General features: G+C 44.2%; 22 protein-coding genes. 16 read left to right on the forward strand and 6 right to left on the reverse strand.

What is annotated here, in order from left to right; translation table 11 throughout:
* Nucleotides 1-384 precede the first annotated feature (384 nt).
* On the forward strand, nt 385-486 hold the full coding sequence (locus LF817_RS10260; RefSeq protein ID WP_253935713.1) for a putative holin-like toxin: 102 nt from the start codon (nt 385-387) through the stop codon (nt 484-486).
* Between the two features lie 184 nt (nt 487-670).
* Here LF817_RS10260 and LF817_RS10265 read toward each other — a convergent pair whose 3' ends face one another.
* The 4 genes from LF817_RS10265 to LF817_RS10280 form a co-directional block, all read right to left on the reverse strand.
* Nucleotides 671-1,282 (reverse strand): class I SAM-dependent methyltransferase, encoded by a 612-nt coding sequence (locus tag LF817_RS10265; protein ID WP_253935714.1) that lies wholly within the window; start codon nt 1,280-1,282, stop codon nt 671-673.
* Between the two features lie 116 nt (nt 1,283-1,398).
* The gene (locus LF817_RS10270) at nt 1,399-1,821 is read right to left on the reverse strand and encodes a universal stress protein (protein WP_253935715.1); all 423 of its coding nucleotides are present in this window, start codon (nt 1,819-1,821) and stop codon (nt 1,399-1,401) included.
* A 28-nt stretch (nt 1,822-1,849) separates the two neighbouring features.
* Entirely contained in the window at nt 1,850-3,313 is a 1,464-nt protein-coding gene (locus LF817_RS10275) for a SulP family inorganic anion transporter (protein ID WP_253935716.1), read from the reverse strand.
* A 53-nt stretch (nt 3,314-3,366) separates the two neighbouring features.
* Complete coding sequence (locus LF817_RS10280) at nt 3,367-3,558, reverse strand: helix-turn-helix domain-containing protein (protein ID WP_253935717.1); 192 nt, start codon at nt 3,556-3,558, stop codon at nt 3,367-3,369.
* Nucleotides 3,559-3,813: 255 nt separating this feature from the next.
* On the opposite strand from LF817_RS10280, the gene LF817_RS10285 reads away from it, so the two are divergent.
* Complete coding sequence (locus tag LF817_RS10285; RefSeq protein WP_253935718.1) at nt 3,814-4,002, forward strand: helix-turn-helix domain-containing protein; 189 nt, start codon at nt 3,814-3,816, stop codon at nt 4,000-4,002.
* A 300-nt stretch (nt 4,003-4,302) separates the two neighbouring features.
* Here the strand turns inward: LF817_RS10285 and LF817_RS10290 are convergent, their stop codons facing one another.
* Entirely contained in the window at nt 4,303-4,668 is a 366-nt protein-coding gene (locus LF817_RS10290) for a hypothetical protein (protein ID WP_253935719.1), read from the reverse strand.
* A gap of 136 nt (nt 4,669-4,804) precedes the next feature.
* Here LF817_RS10290 and LF817_RS10295 point away from each other — a divergent pair, with 136 nt between their 5' ends.
* The 7 genes from LF817_RS10295 (at nt 4,805) to LF817_RS10320 (ending at nt 13,628) form a co-directional block, all read left to right on the forward strand.
* Entirely contained in the window at nt 4,805-5,752 is a 948-nt protein-coding gene (locus tag LF817_RS10295) for an MBL fold metallo-hydrolase (RefSeq protein WP_253935720.1), read from the forward strand.
* A 3-nt stretch (nt 5,753-5,755) separates the two neighbouring features.
* Nucleotides 5,756-6,187 carry a VOC family protein gene (locus LF817_RS10300; protein ID WP_253935721.1) on the forward strand — a complete coding sequence of 144 codons (432 nt, stop codon included), beginning with the start codon at nt 5,756-5,758 and terminating at the stop codon, nt 6,185-6,187.
* 332 nt (nt 6,188-6,519) lie between these two features.
* Nucleotides 6,520-6,651, forward strand: coding sequence for a hypothetical protein (locus LF817_RS20230; RefSeq protein WP_256558273.1), 132 nt, complete (start codon nt 6,520-6,522; stop codon nt 6,649-6,651).
* 139 nt (nt 6,652-6,790) lie between these two features.
* Nucleotides 6,791-7,792, forward strand: a complete 1,002-nt coding sequence (locus tag LF817_RS10305; RefSeq protein WP_253935722.1) for a Gfo/Idh/MocA family protein — start codon at nt 6,791-6,793, stop codon at nt 7,790-7,792.
* A gap of 1,640 nt (nt 7,793-9,432) precedes the next feature.
* Nucleotides 9,433-11,163, forward strand: coding sequence for a thiol reductant ABC exporter subunit CydD (gene cydD / locus LF817_RS10310; RefSeq protein WP_253935723.1), 1,731 nt, complete (start codon nt 9,433-9,435; stop codon nt 11,161-11,163).
* On the forward strand, nt 11,160-12,875 hold the full coding sequence (gene cydC, locus LF817_RS10315; protein WP_253935724.1) for a thiol reductant ABC exporter subunit CydC: 1,716 nt from the start codon (nt 11,160-11,162) through the stop codon (nt 12,873-12,875). Before cydD ends, cydC begins: the two co-directional genes overlap by 4 nt.
* A 66-nt stretch (nt 12,876-12,941) precedes the next feature.
* On the forward strand, nt 12,942-13,628 hold the full coding sequence (locus tag LF817_RS10320; RefSeq protein ID WP_253935725.1) for an SIMPL domain-containing protein: 687 nt from the start codon (nt 12,942-12,944) through the stop codon (nt 13,626-13,628).
* A gap of 853 nt (nt 13,629-14,481) precedes the next feature.
* On the opposite strand, the gene LF817_RS10325 is transcribed toward LF817_RS10320, so the two are convergent.
* The gene (locus tag LF817_RS10325; RefSeq protein ID WP_253935726.1) at nt 14,482-15,693 is read right to left on the reverse strand and encodes a threonine synthase; all 1,212 of its coding nucleotides are present in this window, start codon (nt 15,691-15,693) and stop codon (nt 14,482-14,484) included.
* 284 nt (nt 15,694-15,977) lie between these two features.
* On the opposite strand from LF817_RS10325, the gene LF817_RS10330 reads away from it, so the two are divergent.
* The 7 genes from LF817_RS10330 to LF817_RS10360 all read left to right on the forward strand — a co-directional run bounded on the left by LF817_RS10330 (nt 15,978) and on the right by LF817_RS10360 (nt 22,225).
* Complete coding sequence (locus LF817_RS10330; RefSeq protein ID WP_253935727.1) at nt 15,978-16,322, forward strand: ArsR/SmtB family transcription factor; 345 nt, start codon at nt 15,978-15,980, stop codon at nt 16,320-16,322.
* A 13-nt stretch (nt 16,323-16,335) separates the two neighbouring features.
* Nucleotides 16,336-17,631, forward strand: a complete 1,296-nt coding sequence (locus LF817_RS10335) for an arsenic transporter (protein WP_253935728.1) — start codon at nt 16,336-16,338, stop codon at nt 17,629-17,631.
* Between the two features lie 30 nt (nt 17,632-17,661).
* Nucleotides 17,662-18,084: an arsenate reductase (thioredoxin) gene (arsC, locus tag LF817_RS10340; protein WP_253935729.1), complete on the forward strand. Its 423-nt coding sequence runs from the start codon at nt 17,662-17,664 to the stop codon at nt 18,082-18,084.
* A 61-nt stretch (nt 18,085-18,145) separates the two neighbouring features.
* Nucleotides 18,146-19,903, forward strand: coding sequence for an arsenical pump-driving ATPase (gene arsA / locus LF817_RS10345; protein WP_253935730.1), 1,758 nt, complete (start codon nt 18,146-18,148; stop codon nt 19,901-19,903).
* Nucleotides 19,904-20,857: a thioredoxin-disulfide reductase gene (gene trxB, locus LF817_RS10350; RefSeq protein WP_253935731.1), complete on the forward strand. Its 954-nt coding sequence runs from the start codon at nt 19,904-19,906 to the stop codon at nt 20,855-20,857.
* A 179-nt stretch (nt 20,858-21,036) separates the two neighbouring features.
* The gene (locus LF817_RS10355) at nt 21,037-21,546 is read left to right on the forward strand and encodes an LPXTG cell wall anchor domain-containing protein (RefSeq protein ID WP_253935732.1); all 510 of its coding nucleotides are present in this window, start codon (nt 21,037-21,039) and stop codon (nt 21,544-21,546) included.
* 79 nt (nt 21,547-21,625) lie between these two features.
* Nucleotides 21,626-22,225 carry a class D sortase gene (locus tag LF817_RS10360; protein WP_253935733.1) on the forward strand — a complete coding sequence of 200 codons (600 nt, stop codon included), beginning with the start codon at nt 21,626-21,628 and terminating at the stop codon, nt 22,223-22,225.
* Nucleotides 22,226-22,634 lie beyond the last annotated feature (409 nt).

The raw sequence follows: 22,634 nt of genomic DNA on the forward strand, positions 1-22,634 counted from the left end.
TATTTAATCAAATTCCAGAAGTTAGTGGATAGGAAGGCTGTCATCAGGTAGATAACCTCCATTATGTTGAAGACTCAGTTTCGAGACAAAATGAGGGGTTCAGGGGCTCCAGGAAACGGATCACTCACTAAAGCCGGGATCCTGTTATCTCAGGCTCGAGTTTTCAATAATCCTGCCATATTACTGAATAACTTTTTTTATTTACGAAAAATCAGCAATAACGGTTAACATACCTAAATAATAGAATTCACGTAATTTGAAAGCCACCAAAAACAGAACGTACGTTCTTATTTTTGGTGGGATTGTAACGAATAGTGTGGTACAATTAATTCCAGATAATGTTCCTTTTAGGGTGGTCGGCTAACCCCGGAGAGTAAGGGGGTGATGCCTATTAGCATGTATGAAGTTCTGACTGTATTGTTTACTTTTGGAACATTTCTCATTGCATTGCTTGCGTTGATCATAGAAATGATCAATAAAAAATAGACCTCCCTATTAACCTGACAGTTGATCGGGAGAGGCCTATTTTATGTGAATAGCTGATCCCCTGGGGGAATCATTATCGAGAGGTCGCAGTTGCAGCTGCGACCTTTTTATTGTATGTCTTTCTAATTCTTATCATACCAGCTTTGTTACTTTTATACCACTTTGGGGCAGCAATAAACCTAATTTATTTACGGCAGACCGCTACCCCGAGGGGATAATAAACTTCTTTACGAGGAGGTTCAATGGTTACGCCGTTTTGGTAAAAAAGTTCAACCTCGCTGAATTTCGTGAATAGTTCTTTAAATTCTTCAGGAGTCATTTGAAAATGATGAAAAGGAGAACCGCTTGGGTGATTTAAACCTTTTCCAAAAGGAGTGGATAACACGAGGGTGCCTCCTGGTTCAAGAAGCTTGTGCATATGTTCCATAAATACTTGGACATCAGGGATATGCTCAATCGTTTCAAAGCTGAGCACTGTATCAAACCTGCCGATTTCCTCTACCCAATTGTCGTTCATGATGTCACCCGTCTGGAAGTTGAGGAGCGGGTGGTAGTAATTTTGGATGGCGTAATTGATCGTATCTTCACAAATGTCCGCACCTATGATTTCGTCAATCGACTCTTTTCGTACCTTGGCAATGTGGGCTGCTCCATAACCTACGCCGCAAGCTATATCAAGAACACGTCCTTTTATATAAGGCTCACAAAAGTGATATCGGGCCACATGTTCAAGGAGCATTCGGTTCATAATATTCATTTCTTTTGGTATGATGCGCTCCCCTGTATCTTTCAGCATGATTCATTTCACCACTTTTATAATAGGTTATAAACCATTATATCATATTATAATAAAAGGGCTGCTGATGCGAAAAAACCCTCGTTCTTCAGCGGAGAACGAGGGTTTTTGAGAGGTTATTTGACGACCATGACAGGGCATTTGACATATTTCATAAGTTTGTGGCTGACGCTTCCTAAAACGAGAGTTTGAAATTTATTTCGACCCCGGCTGCCTACTACGACGCAGTCATAGTCATGTTTATTGGCATGCTCAATGATGACTTCTTCTGGCTCGCCATGTAAGATGGTCACTTCAGCTTTAATGCCTTGGGATTCCAATTCTTGAACAGTGTTCAGAAACATCTCTTTTCTTTTAACTGTAGCCGTATCAGCACTTCCGAAGTTCAGAATATCGCTTTTCGATGTGTCGCCATCTACTGCATATACAAGTTCAATCTGTACTTCTTCTTTATAGGGACTCACCATTTTTACAGTCTGATCAATGGCTCTGTTCGAATGGTCTGAACCATCTGTTGCGAGTAAAATATTTTCAAACATATATTTGCTCCTTCTTTACCTATAGTAATTAATGGCCGGCACTTTTTGAAACCCCGCCTAAACGGTGTAACAATCTTGAACTCTCGCCATTTAATCCTTTGAAATGGACGCGAATATCTTTTTGTTCAAATTTTGTTTCAATACTATCAAGTGCTCCTATAGCGGAGTCATCCCATAGATGAGATTCGGTTAAGTCAATCTCTACTTCTTCCACACTGTCTTTGAAATCAATGGAAGATAAGAAATCTGTTACGGATGCAAAGAATAACTGACCTTGAACATAATAGATTTTTTTCTTTCCTTCATTTACGTACAAGGAAAGAACTCGTACTTTTGATATTTTAACAGCGAAGAAAATCATACTGAGTACGACACCTGCTAATACTCCGTAAGCTAAGTTGTGCGTATAGACAACGGTACCTACGGTGACTACCATAACGGCGGCATCTGTTTTAGGAACTCGGTGGAGGTTCATTAGAGAACTCCAGTCAAAAGTCCCGATCGATACCATAATCATGACACCTGCTAGAGCAGCCATTGGAATTTGGACAACGACATTGCCAAGTGCAATGATCAGGAACATAAGGAATACGCCTGCAACTAAAGAGGACAGACGGCCTCGTCCACCGGATTTCACATTAATGACAGATTGACCGATCATGGCACAGCCCGCCATACCTCCAAATGATCCGGCTACAATGTTTGAGATTCCCTGTCCGCGGCTTTCCTGGTTTTTGTTACTTTCCGTATCAGTCATATCATCTACAATAGAAGCGGTTAATAGTGATTCTAACAAACCGACAATGGTAAGAGCTAGAGCGTATGGGAGAATGATCATGAATGTTTCCATATTCAACGGAATATTAGGCAGCGCGAATAATGGAAGTGTCTGCGTCAATTCACCCATATCACCTACATTACGCACTCCGGCGTTCATATAGATGGCAACTGCTGAAACGATGACTATAGCCACAAGTGTCGATGGGATGGCTTTTGTAACCATAGGTAATAAATATATAATAGCTAACGTCAAACCTACCAATGCATACATAATCCACGATTCATCCACGAAATGCTGCAGCTGGGAAGTGAAAATCATAATAGCCAGCGCATTCACAAACCCGACCATGACCGATCGTGGTATGAATTTCATAAATCTAGCAAGATTGAAGACTCCGAATAAAATTTGGAAGACTCCCGTCAATATGGTAGCAGCCAGCATATATTCTATGCCATGCTCAGCCACTAAGGTGATCATTACAAGTGCCATAGCTCCGGTAGCGGCCGATATCATTCCGGGACGGCCGCCGACAAAAGCGATGACGACAGAGATACAGAAGGAGGCATAAAGGCCCACCATCGGGTCTACACCTGCAATAATAGAGAAAGCAATAGCTTCAGGAATAAGTGCTAAAGCGACGACAATTCCCGAGAGGACGTCCCCTTTTACATTTCCGAACCATTGTTCTTTTAGTGTTGTAGTTGTTGACATGGTTTCACTCTTTCTTTAATAGATTTTTTACGACCACTGACTCTAAACAGTAGTCATTTAAGACGTTCACCTTTTTTTAACTGTTCGATACATTCATGCAAGTCTTCTTTTTTTACCCGCCAGTGACTTCCTATTTTAAATGCGGGGATCGTCCCTTTTTGAACCAACTTATATGTGGTCATTTCACTTAGCTGCAAGTAGTCCGCAACTTGTGAAACGGTCATGATCTCTCTTTCCATCTTCATTCCTCCGATGTATAACCTGTATGTTTAATAGTAAATTGAATTATAACCCGTTATAACCAACTATAATAGATTATAAGAAAATGATTGATAAATCAATAGTTTATTTACTTGAGGAAAATGTTGGTGAGGCCGATGTTGCTGCCATTACTGAGGTATAGCGCTTACAAGTGTTCGTGTTAATTTTTCATTTAGATTGAGTAAATGGGAAACAGCGTATAAACTGGACACAAGCCATATTGTTAAAGGAAGGATCAAATGGAGCAGGAACGTGAAATTTTGACCGTCGCCCAGGTAGCAGAGTTTTTGCAAATCAGTGAAGTGACCACATACAAGCTTGTCCAAGAAGGAAGAATTCCAGGTTTTAAGATCGGCAGCCACTGGAGGGTAAAAAAGGCAGACTTACGTGAGCATATTTCAAAATTACAGCACGGAGACCAGCTATAAGATAGAAGGAGTTGTCACGAGGCAGCTCCTTACAGCGGGACTAATTCAATTCATAAACAGCTTGTATAACAGTCTGTTTAACTCTACTCAGGGTTTAGCCCAAACTCAGTGTTGTATGCTTCACATAGTTCTCCTGTGTGTGAATTAGAGAAAACTCCCACGGAAACGAATCGCTTTTTCGCGGGCGTTTGATAAGCGTCACCAACGTATATTATTGATTAGAAAAAAATCGCTCCATTCATTAGAATGAAAGCGATTTAACCTGCAAAAACGAATAAGAGCGATATTTATGAGAAACTCTTAGTAATAAGGATAATACGGATAGTAAGGGTATGGGGCGATATATGGGTAAAGCAGCAGTGAAGTCAGCCCTGCCAGAGGTAATACCCTTCTGCGGAAACGTCGGGCTCTTCTTCTGCCATAGCCTCCATATCCTCCGTATCCCCATTGTCTGCTCTCATTTTCTTCATTCCCGTTTTCATCCACCATCACATCTTCGCCCATCAGCATCGTTACTTCATTATCATTAGCGTCCATTACGATGCCGTCAAAGGAAGACCCATCCTCCATCGTACCCATTACGTGGTAGTTCATTAATTGTTTGCAATACTGTTTTGTAGGTTTCATTTGCTGCTGGTTTCCGCTCATATTTCGCATGTATGTCATGTTCATCACTCCTCAAAAACATGATACGCACCCAGCCCATAAGTGTGACAATTTAAGATGGCAGAATTGTCCAACTATAATTATCATCCAGTATTTAGTAAAATGAAGGTAAGTCATATTCATGAGGTGATTGTAGTTGAAAAAGAAAGCACCGATCGATCTTGGTCATCGTATACATTTGATTGATGGTTTTGATCTAGGGTTTCCAGGAAGGACAGGTACATATGTGTTGAATGAGGAGCAGCTGACCCTTATAGAAACAGGGCCGAGCCTATCTGTTCCTAGAATAATCGAAGGATTAGAGAAACTGGATCTTGATCCTAAGGACATCCGGTATGTCATTTTGACTCATATTCATTTGGATCATGCCGGCGGAGCGGGCCTGTTGCTGCGCGAATGTCCGGAAGCAAAAGTTATCGTCCATAAAAAGGGGAAACGACATATGGCTGATCCCTCAAGGCTTATAGATGGAGCGCGGGCCGTATATGGGGACTCTTTTGATGAACTTTTTGATCCGGTCCTGCCGATTGCGGAAGAACAGTTACTTGTTAAGGGAGAAGGCGATACACTTGAGATTGGCTCAGAATGCAAGTTGGAGTTTTATGATACGCCAGGTCATGCAAACCATCATTTAGGAATTTACGATCCTGTCAGTAATGGAATTTTTACGGGAGACACGGCAGGCATTCGCTACCATCAAACCGAGGATAAAGGGATCACGTTTTACCTGCCTTCGACTTCACCGAACCAATTCGATCCTGAAGCGATGAAGCAGTCGATTGCAAAGTTTAAAACATTGAATGTTGATCGTATTTATTTCGGCCATTTCGGAATGTCGGAGGAACCCGAAGCAGCCTTCGATCAAGTGCTGAAGTGGATCCCTGAATTTTTGGAAGCAGCTGAGACTGCCTTTTTCAATGGGGAAGGGTTGAAAGGGTTAAAAAAACGCCTGCACGATAAAGTTTCCACTTATTTAAAAGGTTTCAGCGTCCATGAAGATCATCATGTGTTTGAAATACTGTCTCTCGATTTTGAGGTGTGTGCGATGGGGCTGCTGGATTATTTAAGAAAGAGGGAGAAATAAACTATGAATAGAGTTCATTTGATTACCCTTGGAGTAAAAGATATGAGAAGGTCTGTCAAATTTTATCGGGATGAACTCGGATTTCCTACAAATGAAAAAGCTGATGATCCGGAAATTATCTTTTTTAACACTCCTGGGTCTAAGATTTCGCTTTATGCTCTAGAGTCTCTGGCAGAAGACATAAATAAAGCGGACCCTCCAGAAAGAGGCGGGTTTCCGGGTGTAACGCTTGCCTTCAATGCCAAATCAGAACAAGAAGTCGACGAAGTCATGGCGCGTGCGGAAGCGGCTGGGGCAAGAATCGTGAAAGCTCCTGAAAAAGTATTTTGGGGAGGATACAGCGGTTACTTCACTGATCCGGACGGTTACTACTGGGAGGTCGCTTACGGGGAAATGTGGGAGTTTGATGAGAACGATATGTTAATCATTAGCTAGAGCAGAGGAGGGATAGCATCACACATGAGTACAAAAACTTCCCATATAATTCTCAAAAAAGCTGGCTGAAAAAAGGGCTGGGCTCTTTATTCAATGTGGTGGTAAGTACTGTTTTTTTAGTGCTGCCAAGCATAACAGATAACCGAATTCCTCCTTATCTTGTCGTACTGGCTGTGATGCTTTTTCTCTTTGGTATAATACGGTTGGTTCATAACGTGCGAAAGCTGGAAAAAGATTATGTAAGGATCTCGGATAGTTATATTTCGCTGGATAGGGGGGTGGCACTTCCTAGAAGAAAAATTCCTTTTGATCGCATAGAAAGTGTTGTACCAATGGAGAAAGTAATATTATTGAAGCTTGAGTACGGGGAGGAGAAAGAGATATATAAAGAACTACTGGAGCCGGAAGATATAAATGAGTTACAAGAAGCACTTGCGGCCCAGCGTGAACGGGGCTTTGGCTGATCCATCACAGGGTTGATTTGAATATGGAAACCGGCTGTATAAGTGATTTTTTTGCTGAAAAGGACTGTTGAACCTCGGTTTTAACTGAGTTGCAAGGATCAGAGCATTAATACAAAAGATAAAAAGAAGGTGGATGTACGTGATTCGAGTGGCCTTACTTAGTAAATGGCATGTGCACGCGGTAGATTATGCCAGAGAAGCAATGGAAAATGAAAGAATCTCGATTGAAGTTGTGTGGGACGAGGATCAGGAACGCGGGGAAGCCTGGGGAGAAGAATTAGGGGTTCCTTTTGAAGCAGATCTTAATCAGGTTTTAACTAATCCGGATATTGACGGTGTGATTGTCACCACTCCAACAAGCGACCATACCCACGTATTGATGGAAGCGGCGAGGTATGGCAAACATATTTTCACAGAAAAAGTGCTGGCTTTAACGATGGAAGAGTGTGACAGCATACTGATGGAAGTTGAAAAAGCAGATGTGGAGTTTATGATTTCACTTCCGCGGTTAATCGAGGGTTATTATTTATATACACAAAAGGCTGTAGATCAAGGCTGGCTTGGTCAAGTCACGATGGTTCGATGTCGGGTTGCGCACAACGGTGCGGTATCTTCAGATGATCATCCGGATGGCTGGCTTCCGCATCATTTTTATGAAAAAGAGAAGACGGGCGGCGGGGCTCTTATCGACCTGGGAGCCCACCCTATTTATTTAGCAAATCGATTGGCTGGCGTCCCTAAAGCAGTGACAGCTCGTATGCCTTCTGTGTTTAACACGGAAGTGGATGACCAGGCAGCAGCTATGGTTGAGTATGATTCGGGTGTGCTTGCAGTTCTTGAAACTAGTTTCGTATCAGCCGGAAGCCCATTTCAGCTGCAGGTCTATGGTACAGAAGGGACGATTTTGATTGAACAGAATCAATTGCGGATCAAAAGCTCCCACCTTGATTCCGAAGGATGGGTGATTCCTGAAGATCTTCCGGATAAATTGCCTATGCCTATGGAGCAGTGGGTCAGAGCTATAGAAGATGGTACAGCACCGGCGATTACGAAGGAAGATGCACTGCAGCTGACCCTCGTAAATGAGGGAGCGGCTGTATCTCACCAAGAAGGTCGAAGGGTTGAATTGGCGTCACATTAGAAGAGAATAAAAAGAAACGCAATTCCTGAGGGGTTGCGTTTTTCTTTTGCGAAATTATATAAGGGTGCTCCCGCAGATCGATGAAATCGTATTGTATTTATAAAACTGCCGTGTTGATATTCATATAAAAATCTTTATTTTGAGGCTATGTTAAAGGTGGTTGTTGATATTGATAAGTGAGTTATTCAACAATATGGCAGGGTAGTAGAAGACTCAGTTTCGAGATAGTCTGGGTTCGTTGCCCTATTAAGAGGCAGGGGTGGTTGGGAAGCTACTCGCTTTCCTGTGGGAGAAGTGGCGAGCTTCCTCGGGCTTGCAGCCCTGTGGGATCTCGCCTACATCCTTCTCCCACGGGAGTCTCGCAGCTTCCCAACCACCTCATGCGAATTGGAAAAAACGAACCCCCTCCTGGCATTGGAAAAGACTTCTGATCTCTCATCTAAGCTGCATATTTAGACTGTGTCACAGGCGGTTAATTGCTTTTTGTCTTCTTGGATAAGATTAATTGTAATCCATTTCAAAAGAATGTATATGGACTGGACTGAGCTGGCAGAGATTAAGGAAACCAGAACAAAATGACTCGATGTTGACTTGCCAGTCTCATTAGTCGCTAAGCTCTATGCCGGGATTAGACAATAAACATATAGCCATGAAAAGATCAATTTGTTGGAATGGAAATAGGGCGACTTCTCGTTGCCTCTCAAAATAACTGTACTTCACTCAATGCACTGTCTCAGATGTTTCCGTGAACCTGGCAAACTTAAAGGAGGTCCGGGAAATTGCGAGACTCCTGTGGGAAAAGAGTGCTTGGTGAGACCCCGCAGGACGGGACGTCCGAGGAGGCTCACCGCGCTCCCACGGAAAGCGAGTGATTTCCCGGACCTCCAAACGCTATCAAACGTAACGGAAACAGCTCTAACATCTCGAAACTGAGTCTTCCACTAAAGGGAGCTTATATGAACTGGGATCTCACCTATCATGTACACCCCACAGGAGTCTCGCCGTTTTCTAAAGCCACTATACAATTGGAAGATTCTCGAAACTACCTTTAAGCGTTTTCTAGCAGCATATGGGAGCGTCCTAGCTTCAGATGGAATTTACCTATTCCGCGTATTCCAGCTTTCACATTTATATCCCATTACCCTATCCAGCTCCTGAGCTTAGCGCTAATGAGAGTTCCTTCTCTTCTGAACGGAAAATCAACAACTAATCACTCCTTTCTCCTTGTTTCCTTTTCCCACCATTTACAAGACCCCATCAACATGTAGTGAGAAACCAAGCATCTGCCAAGAGAGTTTGGATTTTTTCGAGAAGAGGGTCAGTGGTCCCTTCTCTATAGTATTGGATGGACCTGTAAGTTAGTTTTTCTGAATTAGCAGTTTTATATATTCTACAAACATCGGTACTTGAGAGCATTTTGCTTCCATTCCTAAAACCGCTCTTCACTCATTACGTTGAAGTAACTGCAGAAAGTCTTGAAACTGTCTTATTTAAGATTTACTCCAACTGCATACATCATCAGTATTTTTGATAGAATGGATAAAGGCGAATCAAATTGATTCACATGAGCTAAGAAAGTATAATATAATCACTATGTGAAATATTTCACTAATTGAAAAACCAGATAGGAGCTACTTTTTATGAAGCACCTAAAGCAAATCGCCTTCTCCCAGCGGTCGGTTGTTGTATCACTTGTAATCATTTCCCTGGCGATCGGGGCGGCCATCATTGGCCAGGCTTATTATTTTGTTGCGATCGTTGAGGGGGTATTTTTAAATAACGAACCGTTCGAGTCGATTGTTCCATTGTTGGTCGGCTTACTCGGCGTACTCATAGTACGAGCCTTATTTACGTATTTGTCTGGGCGCATGGGAGTGAAGATGGCGGCGAAGGCAAAGAGAGGTTTCAGAAAATCACTTTTAAATAAATATGCAAAGAACCCTGTACAAGCATCGATGCAGGGACAGTCAGGCCGCAAAATCAGTATATTAATGGATGCGACCGATGATGTCGACAGTTATTTCAGCAGTTATATCCCTCAGATGATTCAGACATCGATCGTACCGGTTATGATTTTGATTGCTGTGTTTACTCAGCATTTATATTCGGGACTGCTCATGGTGATAACTGCTCCCTTCATTCCGTTTTTTATGGCGCTTATAGGTGTGATGACAAAAAAGAAATCTGAAGAGCAATTGGAGAAAATGACGGCTTTCTCAGGAAGATTTCTCGATACGCTGCAAGGGCTGACGACACTTAAGTTGTTTGGCCGTGCGCAAAAGCAAAGGCAATTGATCAAGGAAAGCAGTCTTGGTTTCCGTGATGCCACTATGGAAGTGTTAAAGGTCGCATTTGTTTCCTCCTTGATGCTTGAATTCATTTCAATGCTGAGTATCGGGCTCATTGCGATGGAAATTGCCATCCGTCTCGTTGTTTATGAAAATATTACGTTTTTTTCAGCATTTTTTATATTAATATTAGCTCCTGAGTTTTATCAATTTTTAAAAGACGCAGGAAGTGCGTTTCATGCGGGGCGGGGCAGCAGCGTAGCTGCCCAGAAGATTACAGATGAATTAGAAGAGGATACTCCAAATGTTGATTGGGGAAGTGCGCCGCTGTTCTTGAATAATCAACCTCCGGCTATAGAGCTTGAAGGTGCGAGTTTCCGATACAGAGAAGAGGGGTTTACTCTGGATCGTATTCATGCCAGCTTTCCTCCTTACAGCCAGGTGGCGATTGTCGGGCGGACAGGTTCTGGTAAAACGACATTACTTCATATCATTGCTGGATTGTTAGCCCCGTCTAAAGGTGGGATAAAAGTGAATGGTGAGCCACTCTCTGATTATAAGGAACAGGATTGGTTCGACCAGTTAAGTTATATCTCCCAGCAGCCTTACCTGTTTTCAGGAACGATTGCTGATAATATTGCCGTCGGAGCACGAGATGTAAGTCGCTCGCAAATTGAGGAAGCCGCTCAAAAATCGGGCATTGCCTCATTTATCGAAGCTCTTGAACATGGTTATGATACACCTGTAGGTGAAGCAGGGCGAGGACTTTCTGGAGGAGAGAAACAGCGAGTGGCCATTGCGAGGGCTTTCTTGAAACGGCCGTCGATCATTCTGTTCGACGAGCCTACTACAGGGCTTGACCTCCAAACGGAAAAAATTCTGCAAAAGTCTCTGCAGGAGCTGGCCCAATCCTCGACCGTCATCACCGTGGCTCACCGTCTGCATACGATTCAGGCAGCCGATCAGATTCTGCTGTTAGACAATGGCAGGCTTATCGGCCAAGGGAAACATGAAGAGTTGATCCGCACGATACCCGAATACCGTGACATGGTTACTGTACAGCAAGGAGGGGAGGCGCGATGAAGGATCTGGGAATTGTCCTCAAGCTTGTTATGATTGAGAGAAAAGATATTCTGCTCTCTATTTTCTTCGGGTTTTTAGCTGGAATTACAGCGGTAGGCTTATTCGCTTCAAGTGGGTATTTAATTTCGCGTGCGGCCTTAATTCCGCCGCTTTACGCCTTAACGGTCATCATCGCTGTTTTGAAGATGTTCGGGTTCATAAGAGCTGCCAGCCGATATGCCGAGCGGTATTTTTCTCATCGAGCTACTTTTACAATCTTAAGTGAATTGCGTGTTTCCTTTTATGAAAAAATCGAACCTCTCGCTCCGCGTATTTTCCAAAAGTATCGAAGCGGTGATTTGCTCTCCAGGATTGTAGGTGATGTAGAGAGCTTACAAAACTTTTTCCTGCGGGTCTTTTACCCGCCAATTGTACTAGTCATTGTCTTCCTGAGTACCATCTTGTTTACTTCGTTTTATTCGCTTTCGGTTGCCATTGTGTTACTCATCGGCCTTGTGCTGACAGGATTCGTCGTTCCCGCTTTGTTTGCACTGCGCCAAAGACGGATCGACAGTGAGGTGCGTGAAAGCCGGGGTCTTTTATCTACAGAAGCTGCTGAGCTGCTTTATGGGTACCGTGATTTGAAGATTTATCAAAAGCTTGAACAAAAAGAAAAGCAGCTTCTCGATGCGTCAGATGAGTATGTAGGCCAGCAGGAACGGGATGGTCTGCATTCTATGTTCAGCTTTTCTATGAATACGATGGTATCGCTTGTAATTTCCTGGTTTGTTCTTGGTTTAGGAGCCTGGCTCGTTGCTGAAGGTGAACTCGACGGCCTCTACCTTGCCATGCTCGTCATGATTTCGTTGACGGTTTTTGAAAACTCTACGCCAATGGCTGTATTCCCGGTTCACTTAGAAGACAACCGTCATGCCTCCCGCCGTCTGTTTTCTGTTGTCCGGGAGGAACCAGAAAAAGAACCTGAGGCTCCAGTAAAGCTGGCATCTGGACAGGCGCCTTCTATTGAAGTAGATGGTGTATCCTTTTCGTTCCCTGAAGAAGAGCGACTGGCTCTTCGTAACGTAAGCCTTGAACTTCCCGCAGGTTCAAAAACAGCCATCGTCGGGGCGAGCGGATCAGGGAAATCGACACTCCTCCAAATGCTGTTGAAAGTTCTACCGAACGAAAAGGGAGCGATTCGGCTTGGAGGGTTGAACTTCAAGCAGATAGAGAGCGAAGATCTTTGGGCCCGCTCTAACGTCGTATTGCAGGAAAATCATTTTTTCTACGGCAGCATACGGCACAACTTAGAAGTCGCTGAAGAAGGGTTGTCCGACGAGGTTCTAAGCGAAGCGCTTCGAAAAGTGAATCTCGAACATTTTTCACTGGAAGATGAAGTGTTTGAACGTGGTGAGAATCTTTCTGGTGGTGAGAAGCAGCGGTTAGCGATTGCTCGTGCAATGTTGAAAGGGGAGCATCTGTGGCTGCTTGATGAGCCGACGTCTTCTGTGGATGCTCTGACGGAGCGTGCGTTGTATGATGTGATTTTTGCTCAAGCGCTTGATGATACGGTAGTCCTAGTGAGCCACCGTCTGGCTGGACTGGAGAAAATGGATCAGATTGTTGTAATGGAACAGGGGGAAGTCGTTGAAGCTGGTACGTTTGATGAGCTGATGGCTCGCCGTGGATATTTTTACGAGATGAAGCAGATTGAAAAGAGTGTGTTTATGTAAGAGGGCAGAACGGCTTTGGTCGTTCTGCTTTTTTTTTGTGATGAATAGATTGTTAGGAGTGGTTGTTTGCCTCCTTACGACCTGTATGAAGTGATAGAAAGGACTGGGGTTATGTATCCTCAAACTAAAGGTATCCAGCATCGATTGATGACGGTGAGTGGTTCGGGCAAGGTCGCTGCTCAGCCGAATGTAGTGAACATTCAACTTGGTGTCGTTACCGAAGGACAGAGTCTTACGCAAGTCCAGGAGGAGAATGCTCGTGTGATGGAGCGGGTGATTGGGTCGATTGTGAACCTTGGTGTGCCGAGGGAATCGATTCAAACGGTCGATTATTCTATTCTTCCCCAATATAATTATGACAGTGGGACTCAAGTGTTTCAGGGGTATCAAGTCAATCATATGATTTCGGTTACTAGCGATGATATTCGTCTTGCCGGTGAAATCATAGATACGGCGGTACAAAACGGAGCTAACCAAGTTGTGGGGGTTCAGTTTTCGATAAAACAATCTGAAATGCTGTATCAACAGGCGTTATCGATCGCGCTCCGTGACGCTTACATGAAAGCTCGCTCGATGGCACAAACGATGGGTTTGACGCTTGATCCAGCACCCGTAAAAGTCCTTGAGCGTATGCCGGGCGGAGCATTTCCGTTAGCGAGAGGCGAGGCGTTTGCTACGGTGACTCCGATTGAACCAGGACAGCTTGAGATCGAGGCGTTTGTCGAGGTTCAGTTCCAATTCTACGCATCATAAAAACCACAGAGCGAAAGTCTGTGGCTTACCGTTTGGCTGTGTTGATATTCATATAAGCTCCCTTTAGTGGAAGAGTCGGTTTCGAGACATCATGAGAATTGAGGGGCTCCGGGAAACGGATCGCTTTCCGGGGGGCGGACGCTGAGCCTCCTCGAGCTTCGCTCTCCGGGGTCTCACCTGTCCCGCTCCTCCCCCAGGAGTCTCACCGTTTCCCTCCGCCCCTTTGCCTAATAAGTAACACGAAACCACTTCAAGAAAAAGCAAACTGATTATCATAGCAAGTTCTCAGAAAACTTTTCTATAGAGCTCTATATTCTCAAAGGACAGAGATGAAAGACGCTTTCTTCTGAGTGAACATGGTTCATTTTCTCTCTTCCTTCGCATTGGGGGGAACGGGGCCCCTCCATTTTATAAGCGATAGCGCTTCGTTCAGCAGCTTATGGACTGAACTGTCGGAGATAAAGTGAACACGAAGACTATAGTGATTCGATGTTATCTTATAAAACTCGTTAGTCGCTAAGCGTTATAGCTGAAATAAGTGGCTTAGATGAGAGCGCGAAAGTCTTTTATACTCCAATGCCAAAGGGGTACGTTAATTACATTCCGCATGGGGTTGTTGGGAAGCTGGGAGACTCCCGTGGGAGAAGGATGTAGGCGAGATCCCACAGGGCTGCAAGCCCGAGGAAGCTCGCCATTTCCCCCACAGGAAAGCGAGTAGCTTCCAGACCACCCCTGACTCTTAATAAGGCAACGAACCCAGTAATAATCTCGAAATCAAGTCTTCCACTATCCTGCCATATTGTTGAATAACTCACTTTCAATATCAACAATCACCTTTAACAAAGCCTATCGTCTAAATAGAATCTCCAGGTTCAAGGGTGGGAACTTCAAAATTGACGGTGTCCGGATATTTGATGCCGGCGCCTGTGTTCAATACGACGACTTGCTCGTCTTCTTTGATCCAATCTTTGTCCCGCAGTTTTCGTGCGGCAAGGAAAGAAGCGGCACCTTCAGGGCAGACAAACGCGCCTTCAAGCTCGGCGATCCGTTGCTGCTCTTGTAAAAGGGAATCATCATCAACGGAGATAGCGCAGCCATTTGTTTCGTAAAGGGCGTCCAATACGAGGAAATCTCCGATCGCTTTTGGTACGTTGATTCCAAATGCAATAGTTTCGGAGTTTTCCCAAAAACTTGATTCATGTAAGCCCTGCTCCCAGGCTTCGACAATCGGGGCGCAGCCTTCGGACTGTACGGCAACAAGCCGGGGCATTTGTTCATCAGACTCGATCCAGCCTAATTCTTTAAGCTCCTGCAGTGCTTTATATATGCCAATTAAGCCCACACCTCCACCTGTAGGGTACAGAATGACGTCTGGAAGCTTCCAGTTTAGCTGTTCAGCAATCTCGAGTCCCATCGTTTTTTTGCCTTCAATCCGGTACGGTTCTTTTAGTGTGGAGACATCGTACAGCCCTTTTTCTTTCACGGCTTCAGCAACAATTTTCCCAGCGTCGCTGATCAGTCCGTTTACTAAAAATAAGTTGGCACCGGATAAGGCGCATTCATTTCTAGTGATGCTAGGGGCGTCTACTGGCATGATAATCGTCGAGCTCATTTGGGCTCTTGCAGCGTACAGCGACCAGGCGGCGCCTGCATTGCCGTTCGTTGGCATCGCCAATTCTTTAACACCAAGCTCTTTCGCTTTAGAAACGCCAACGGCTGCGCCTCTTGCTTTAAAAGCGCCGGTAGGGATAACTCCTTCATCTTTCATGAGAAGGCGGGGGATGCTCATGTCTTTACCAAGAGCAGGCAAATCTACTAATGGAGTCATCCCTTCTCCCAGGCTGATGACATTGTTGTTCTGTCGGACAGGCAGCAACTCATGGTAGCGCCATAAGTCAGGAGCCCTTGTTAAAAGGTCGTCGGCTGTGAATTTTCCGCGTAGTTCGTCCAGGTTGTAAGCAACTAGCAGAGGGGAGCCGCATGTACATAAGTGGTTCTCCTCTTCTGTGGAGTAGGTTTCGGAACATTTCGGACAGTATAGGTGAGATACATAACTGAACTTCAATTAATCGTCCTCCTTATATGTAAAAAGTAACTTCAGCGTATCATAGATGTTTTTCCTATGTATGTTCAAACGTCCGTTCTATTCAAAAAAGCTGTCTCTGCTTTAACGGAAACAGCTCAACTGCTTATGAAAAGCTGTTGATTTACAAAGAATTTACACTCATTCTCTATACATTGCCATATAAGTATATTATTATATGCAATGGATGTAATCAGATAAAGACGTGGAACTTTCCACTTGCATATATAAGCATATGCTTATATTATAATAAGCGAGGTGAGAGCATGGAAAAAACAATGATCGATATAGACACAGCTGCCCAATCACTCAAACTCCTGGGCGATAAAACACGTTTGACCATTATCGGTTTAATCAGTGAAGGGGAGTGCTGTGTGTGTGAATTTGTTGAGGTGCTGCAAATGAGCCAGCCTTCGGTCAGTCAGCATTTGCGTAAACTTCGGGATGCGGGGCTTGTGAAGGAGAAGCGAAAAGGACAGTGGATTTTTTATTCTTTGAATAAAGATCACGAGACCTATCCCATCACTAAGCAGATTTTAGCGCAAATTCCAGATCAAATAGAAAAATTAAGGGCATTGGAGCGAGCAGGTTTACGCATTCAATGCGACTAGTAGGGGGATTATTTTGAATTTAGCAATTTTAGCCACGCTCATATTTATACTTACATTAGTTTTAGTCATCTGGCAGCCGAAAAATTTAGGCATTGGCTGGTCAGCCTGTGGAGGAGCAATTCTGGCTTTAATTGTCGGGGTCGTTGATTTTCAAGACGTAATTGCTGTCACCGACATCGTGTGGAATGCGACATTAGCCTTTATTGCTATTATCATCATTTCACTCATACTTGACGAGATCGGTTTCTTTGAATGGGCCGCTCTTCATATGGCGAGAATAGCAAAAGGCAATGGAAAGAAAATGTTCATTTATGTGACTTTGCTTGGAGCGGTCGTTGCTGCATTGTTTGCTAACGATGGAGCTGCATTAATTTTAACGCCGATCGTATTGGCGATGGTCAGAAATTTGAATTTCAAAGAAACGATGATTTTACCTTTTATTATGGCGAGTGGATTTATTGCTGATACGACATCCTTGCCGTTGGTCGTCAGTAACCTCGTAAACATCGTTTCAGCCGACTTCTTTGGTATCGGCTTTGCGGAATACGCTTCACGGATGATTGTGCCGAACTTCTTTGCCTTAGGCGCCAGTATTCTTGTGCTTTATATCTTTTTCCGAAAGGATATTCCGGCCGACTACAATTTAAGTGATTTGAAAGAGCCGAAAGAAGCATTGCTGGATCATAAAATGTTCCGCTTGTCTTGGGGAGTGCTGGCTGTACTTCTTGTCGGCTATTTTGCCAGTGAACCGCTGGATATCCCAGTATCCATCATTGCGGGGATTGTAGCGATTTTCTTCTTAGTCATGGCTCGTCGAAGTCCGGCTGTAGAGACCGCTGTCGTTATAAAAGGGGCTCCATGGGCCATTGTATTTTTCTCCATCGGAATGTATGTCGTCGTTTATGGATTGCGGAATGTCGGGTTTACTGATGTTCTGGCAGATGTCATTCAATATACGGCGGATCAGGGCATGTTCGTGGCGACGGTTTCCATGGGATTCATCGCAGCGATTTTATCTTCTATCATGAATAATATGCCTACAGTCATGATTGATGCGTTAGCCATCGCGGAAACGAATACGTCCGGTACGATGCGGGAAGCCCTTATATATGCCAATGTCATCGGTTCCGATCTAGGACCGAAGATTACGCCGATCGGGTCTCTTGCCACATTATTATGGCTGCACGTCCTTTCAACAAAAGGCGTAAAAATTTCCTGGGGATACTACTTCAAAGTGGGTATCATCCTCACCGTTCCAACCTTATTCATTACATTAGTCGGTCTATATTTATGGCTGCTAATCATATAAAAATCTTTCAATAAAAAGGAGAAATGCAACATGTCTAACAAACCAGTAATTTACTTTCTATGCACAGGGAACTCCTGCCGCAGTCAAATAGCCGAAGGGTTCGGAAAAAAATATCTTGGAGACGAGTTCGAAGTTCTTTCTGCTGGAATCGAAGCTCACGGACTGAACCCTAATGCTGTAAAGGCTATGAATGAAGTAGGTATTGATATTAGTGACCAGACTTCTGACATTATTGATTCTGATATTCTGAACAATGCTGAATATGCGATTACACTTTGTGGTGATGCGAACGATAAGTGCCCGATGACTCCTTCTCATGTTACGCGTTTCCATTGGGGATTTGACGATCCAGCAAAAGCGGAAGGCACAGAAGAAGAAAAATGGGCTGTATTCCAAAGAGTGCGTGATCAAATCAGTGAGCGCATCCAGCAGTTCGCTAAAGATAAAGAATAATAAAAGAAAAAGCCGGGAGATGCTCTCGGCTTTTCCTTAAAATAGACGAAGGAGCATTCTTATGTATGAAGTGTTCGATCCAGCAAAACTACATGATCCTCCGTTTCTCTTTTTTACAGGGAAAGGAGGCGTCGGAAAAACGTCTACAGCCTGTGCTACAGCAGTATCCCTCGCAGATCAAGGCAAACGTGTGCTGCTTATTAGTACAGATCCCGCCTCGAATCTGCAAGATATTTTCGACGAAGAACTGACGAACGAATGGAAATTCCTCGATGATGTACCAAACCTTGCAGTGGCTAACCTTGACCCGGAAGAAGCGGCCAGGGAACATCGTGAGAAATCGATCGCCCCTTACAAAGGGAAGCTTCCAGATTCTATTATCGCTTCCATGGAGGAGCAAATGTCAGGAGCCTGTACAACAGAAATTGCGGCGTTTGATTCTTTTACTGCTTTTTTAAGCGACCACGAGCTTCATGATCAATTCGATCATATTATATTTGATACCGCCCCGACTGGTCATACGCTGCGTTTACTGCAGCTGCCGCAAGCTTGGTCAGGATTTATGGAGGATAATCCGAATGGAGCTTCCTGTCTTGGACCGATGTCTTCCCTTGCAGAAAAAAAGCATGTATATGAGCAGGCTATGAATAGTTTAAATGATAGAGAGAAGACGGTATTGTATCTTGTCAGCCGTCCAGAGGAGTCCGCGCTTTTTGAAGCGGATCGTTCTTCTAAAGAGCTCATGGAAATTGGTATAACGAATCAACGTCTGATTATCAACGGACTGATTTCCCGGCCTGTCATAAAAGGAGATGAGGTCTCCATCGGTTTTCGTAACAACCAACAGCTGGCTTTGCAGCAGCTGTCGGATGATTTGAAAGAAATCGAAACCTTTGAACTCCCTTTTGCCCCGTTATCTTTAACAGGAATCGATTCATTAAGAGAGTGGATGCAGGGAAAAGCGAATGTCGATCGTTTGGAAGATGAAAGTGTAGAGCTGAATGCTCCTTCCCTTGAAGACGTGATTGATGATTTTGCGAAAATGAAGAGCGGACTGCTGTTTACTATGGGAAAAGGCGGTGTCGGGAAAACAACCGTGGCTTCATCGATTGCACTTGGACTTATGGAAAAAGGATTTCGGGTAAGGCTGACTACTACGGATCCAGCCGATCATGTAAGCCGGATCTTTGAAGGCTATGAGAATGATCGGCTCTCTATCAGTCATATCGACCCTAAAGCAGAAACTGAACGGTATAAAGAGCAAGTTCTGCATGAGACAGGGAGTACGCTAAGTGAAGAGGAACAGAATTTTTTAAAGGAAGATTTAGATTCGCCTTGCACGGAAGAAATAGCGGTGTTTCGTGCATTTGCAGATGTGGTAGAGCATTCTAAGGAGGATTTTATCGTAATTGATACTGCTCCGACTGGGCATACTTTATTATTACTAGATGCAGCACAGTCTTATCATAGAGAGTTGGAACGCACTACCGGACATGTGCCTGATTCTGTAAGGAATCTGCTGCCTACTCTTCAAGATCCGAATTACACGAAAATGTGTATTGTCACTCTTCCCGAAGCGACTCCTGTATATGAAGCAGAACGGTTGCAGGCAGACTTGGAAAGAGCCGGTCTGCAGCCAAGCTGGTGGATTATGAATCAGTGTTTGTCAGCTGCTCAAACAGAGGATCCGTTACTTAAGGCAAAAGCGCAGGAAGAAGTTAAATGGATTGAACGAGTGTTAAACGACAGAGAAGAAGCAGCAGTAGTGCCGTGGGAGCAGAGTGCTGCAAAACCAGTAGTTTTTAAAGGAGGAATTTAAATGACACACCAGGCTATCATTTTAGGGACTGGACCAGCAGGATTGACAGCTGCCGTCTACTTAGCGAGGGCGAATATGGAACCGCTAGTGATTGAAGGTCCAGAACCCGGCGGACAGCTTACGCTGACGACGGAAGTTGAGAATTTTCCTGGATTTCCTGATGGGATCATGGGTCCTGAACTGATGGATAATATGAAAAAGCAGGCTGAACGATTTGGCGCCACCTTCAAAAGAGGGTGGGTGACCGATGTGAACGTCGATCAGCGCCCATTCAAGCTGTCTGTCGATGGTTTAGGTGAGCTTGAGACACAATCCCTCATCATCTCTACAGGGGCGTCAGCTAAGCTGTTAGATATCCCTGGAGAGAAAGACAATATCGGAAAAGGGGTAAGCACATGTGCCACATGCGACGGCTTCTTTTTCCGCGGTAAGAAAGTACTCATCATCGGCGGAGGAGACTCAGCAATGGAAGAGGCGAACTTTCTTACTAAATTTGCAGATGAGGTTCAAGTCGTTCATCGCCGCCACGAACTTCGTGCATCTAAAATTATGCAGGATCGGGCAAGGGCCAACGACAAAATTACGTGGGCGCTCAATAAAACTCCTGTGGAAATGGTATCTGACGGAATGAAGATTTCAGGACTCAAGGTGAAAGATTCGGATTCCGGAGAAGAAGAATTGATTGAAGCGGATGGGATTTTTGTTGCTATCGGGCACAACCCGAATACAGAGTTCCTTAAAGGGAAGCTCGATATGGATGAAAAAGGTTATCTGCTCGTGGAACCAGGCACGACTAATACGAATATTCCAGGGGTCTTCGCGTGTGGAGACGTCCAGGATCAAAAGTATCGTCAGGCAATTACTGCTGCAGGTACTGGATGCATGTCAGCCATGGATGCTGAACGCTTCTTAGAAGGTGAAGCGACAATTGACTGGAGTCAAAGCTTATCTTAAAACCATCGCCAAAAATCCCCCTTTCTTCGGGGATTTTTGGTTTTTTACTATGCTTTAATTTGAGAAAAGTGGATAATTGTCAGAAAATTCATCGTTTTTTGTATACATATTTTGTTAATTGATGTAAAATGTACCCCACATAGGGATGGAAGAAAATACTTAAGAGGGAGATGGAAATCTTGAAGAAGCTTTTGATGGTTTTGTGCAGTGTCGGTTTCTTTGCTGGTATTTTTCTAGGTTCGGGTGTGGCTTTTGCGGAACACAGTGATAATAAAAACTGTGATGATTTTGAGACAGGTGAAGAAGTGATGGATTTCTGGGAATCCCATGATTATAATGAGGATAATGATCCTGATGGTCTTGATCGGGATAAAGATGGACAACCTTGTGAAGAATTAACGGACGGAGTCTACGACGGTAGTGACTCTGAGGATTCTGAAGAATCTTCAGAAGACACGGCAACAGAAGAATCAGATGAAGATTCAGAAGAAGACACTTCTTCTGAAGAGGAAAGCAGTGAGGATGCAGATGAAGCTGCCGGATCCGATGGGGACGACAGTGATTCAGCTGAAGAAGAAGGTGGAGAGCTTCCCGACACGGCGACCAATAGTCCATTCATGATGATGATGGGTGCTCTATTCGTCGGAGCAGGCGGCCTGCTGCTTATTCGTAAGAAATCATTGAACTAAAGAACGGATGCAATCACCATCCCTGATGAAGGCAGGCTGCCTATGGCCTGCCTTCATTTCCATGGAGGTAGGTAAAGATATGAGAAGAAAAATAGGAATTCTATTCATTATTGCAGGGCTTTCTATTGTTGCGTACTTCGGGTATGGGTGGTGGGAGCAGCGGCAAGTTATCCAATCGATGAGCGCAAGTGAGCTCAATGACTATTTAGATTATGATGATAAGGTATTAGACTCAACGAATGTATCAGAGGAAGAGGAAAGCCATGATTTCGAGAAAGGCGAAGAAATGTCTGAATTGAAGCTTCCTTCTGTCGAACAAAAGTATCCTGTTTTCTGGGGAACAGACGATGATACGCTCACTCAGGGAGTAGGGATGCATGATAGTGAATGGACTGTAACGCCGGATGTGAATGGACATACGCTTATATCAGGCCACCGGGACACGGTGTTTTCAGAGATGGGGGATCTTGTGATCGGCGACCTCGTTTACTTAGAGTACGAGGGAAAGGAATACGTGTATCAAATTCGACAATTGTACGTGGTAGAGGAAGATGATAAAAGCGTCGTAGTAGAAAAAGACAAACCTACTTTGACGATATCCACATGCTACCCATTTCAGTTTGTCGGAGATGCTCCGTACCGCTACATAGTGGAAGCAGATTTGGTGGAAGTAGAGTAAACAGCATGGAAGCCCGTGCTGTTTTTTTATTGCTCTTCTAAATTTCAGTATTGAAACTCACATAAGCTCCCAGTTTCAAGATGTTCGGATTGATTCCGTTATGTTTAACAGTGTTTAGAGCTCCGGAAAATCACTCGCTTTCCGTGGGAGCGCGGTGAGCTTCCTCGGACGTCCCGTCCTGCGGGATCTCACCAAGCACTCTCTTCCCACAGGAGTCTCGCAATTTCCGGAGCTCTTTGCGATGTTTAGAGGGTACGGAAACACCGATTTCAGGATGTCAGATGCTGCGCTACAGTTATGATAAAAGCTTGATATTGAGCGGTTTATCCCTATAAACAACCGCTCACCAAAAAAACGAACATGGATAAAGAAGAAGAACCTTCTTGCAACAAGGGTTCATTTCTAGCTT

The sequence above is a fragment of the Halobacillus sp. A1 genome (assembly GCF_024189295.1).
In the GTDB taxonomy this organism is placed as follows: domain Bacteria; phylum Bacillota; class Bacilli; order Bacillales; family Halobacillaceae; genus Halobacillus_A.

Bases quoted from the DNA above. Each gene is read 5' to 3' on its own strand.
- trxB (WP_253935731.1), top strand. From the start codon at position 19,904: ATGACACACCAGGCTATCATTTTAGGGACTGGACCAGCAGGATTGACA.
- arsA (WP_253935730.1), top strand. From the start codon at position 18,146: ATGTATGAAGTGTTCGATCCAGCAAAACTACATGATCCTCCGTTTCTC.
- LF817_RS10265 (WP_253935714.1), bottom strand. From the start codon at position 1,282: ATGCTGAAAGATACAGGGGAGCGCATCATACCAAAAGAAATGAATATT.
- LF817_RS10300 (WP_253935721.1), top strand. From the start codon at position 5,756: ATGAATAGAGTTCATTTGATTACCCTTGGAGTAAAAGATATGAGAAGG.
- LF817_RS10270 (WP_253935715.1), bottom strand. From the start codon at position 1,821: ATGTTTGAAAATATTTTACTCGCAACAGATGGTTCAGACCATTCGAAC.
- LF817_RS10290 (WP_253935719.1), bottom strand. From the start codon at position 4,668: ATGACATACATGCGAAATATGAGCGGAAACCAGCAGCAAATGAAACCT.
- cydD (WP_253935723.1), top strand. From the start codon at position 9,433: ATGAAGCACCTAAAGCAAATCGCCTTCTCCCAGCGGTCGGTTGTTGTA.
- LF817_RS10330 (WP_253935727.1), top strand. From the start codon at position 15,978: ATGGAAAAAACAATGATCGATATAGACACAGCTGCCCAATCACTCAAA.
- LF817_RS10260 (WP_253935713.1), top strand. From the start codon at position 385: ATGCCTATTAGCATGTATGAAGTTCTGACTGTATTGTTTACTTTTGGA.
- arsC (WP_253935729.1), top strand. From the start codon at position 17,662: ATGTCTAACAAACCAGTAATTTACTTTCTATGCACAGGGAACTCCTGC.
- LF817_RS20230 (WP_256558273.1), top strand. From the start codon at position 6,520: ATGGAGAAAGTAATATTATTGAAGCTTGAGTACGGGGAGGAGAAAGAG.
- LF817_RS10285 (WP_253935718.1), top strand. From the start codon at position 3,814: ATGGAGCAGGAACGTGAAATTTTGACCGTCGCCCAGGTAGCAGAGTTT.
- LF817_RS10275 (WP_253935716.1), bottom strand. From the start codon at position 3,313: ATGTCAACAACTACAACACTAAAAGAACAATGGTTCGGAAATGTAAAA.
- LF817_RS10360 (WP_253935733.1), top strand. From the start codon at position 21,626: ATGAGAAGAAAAATAGGAATTCTATTCATTATTGCAGGGCTTTCTATT.
- cydC (WP_253935724.1), top strand. From the start codon at position 11,160: ATGAAGGATCTGGGAATTGTCCTCAAGCTTGTTATGATTGAGAGAAAA.
- LF817_RS10280 (WP_253935717.1), bottom strand. From the start codon at position 3,558: ATGAAGATGGAAAGAGAGATCATGACCGTTTCACAAGTTGCGGACTAC.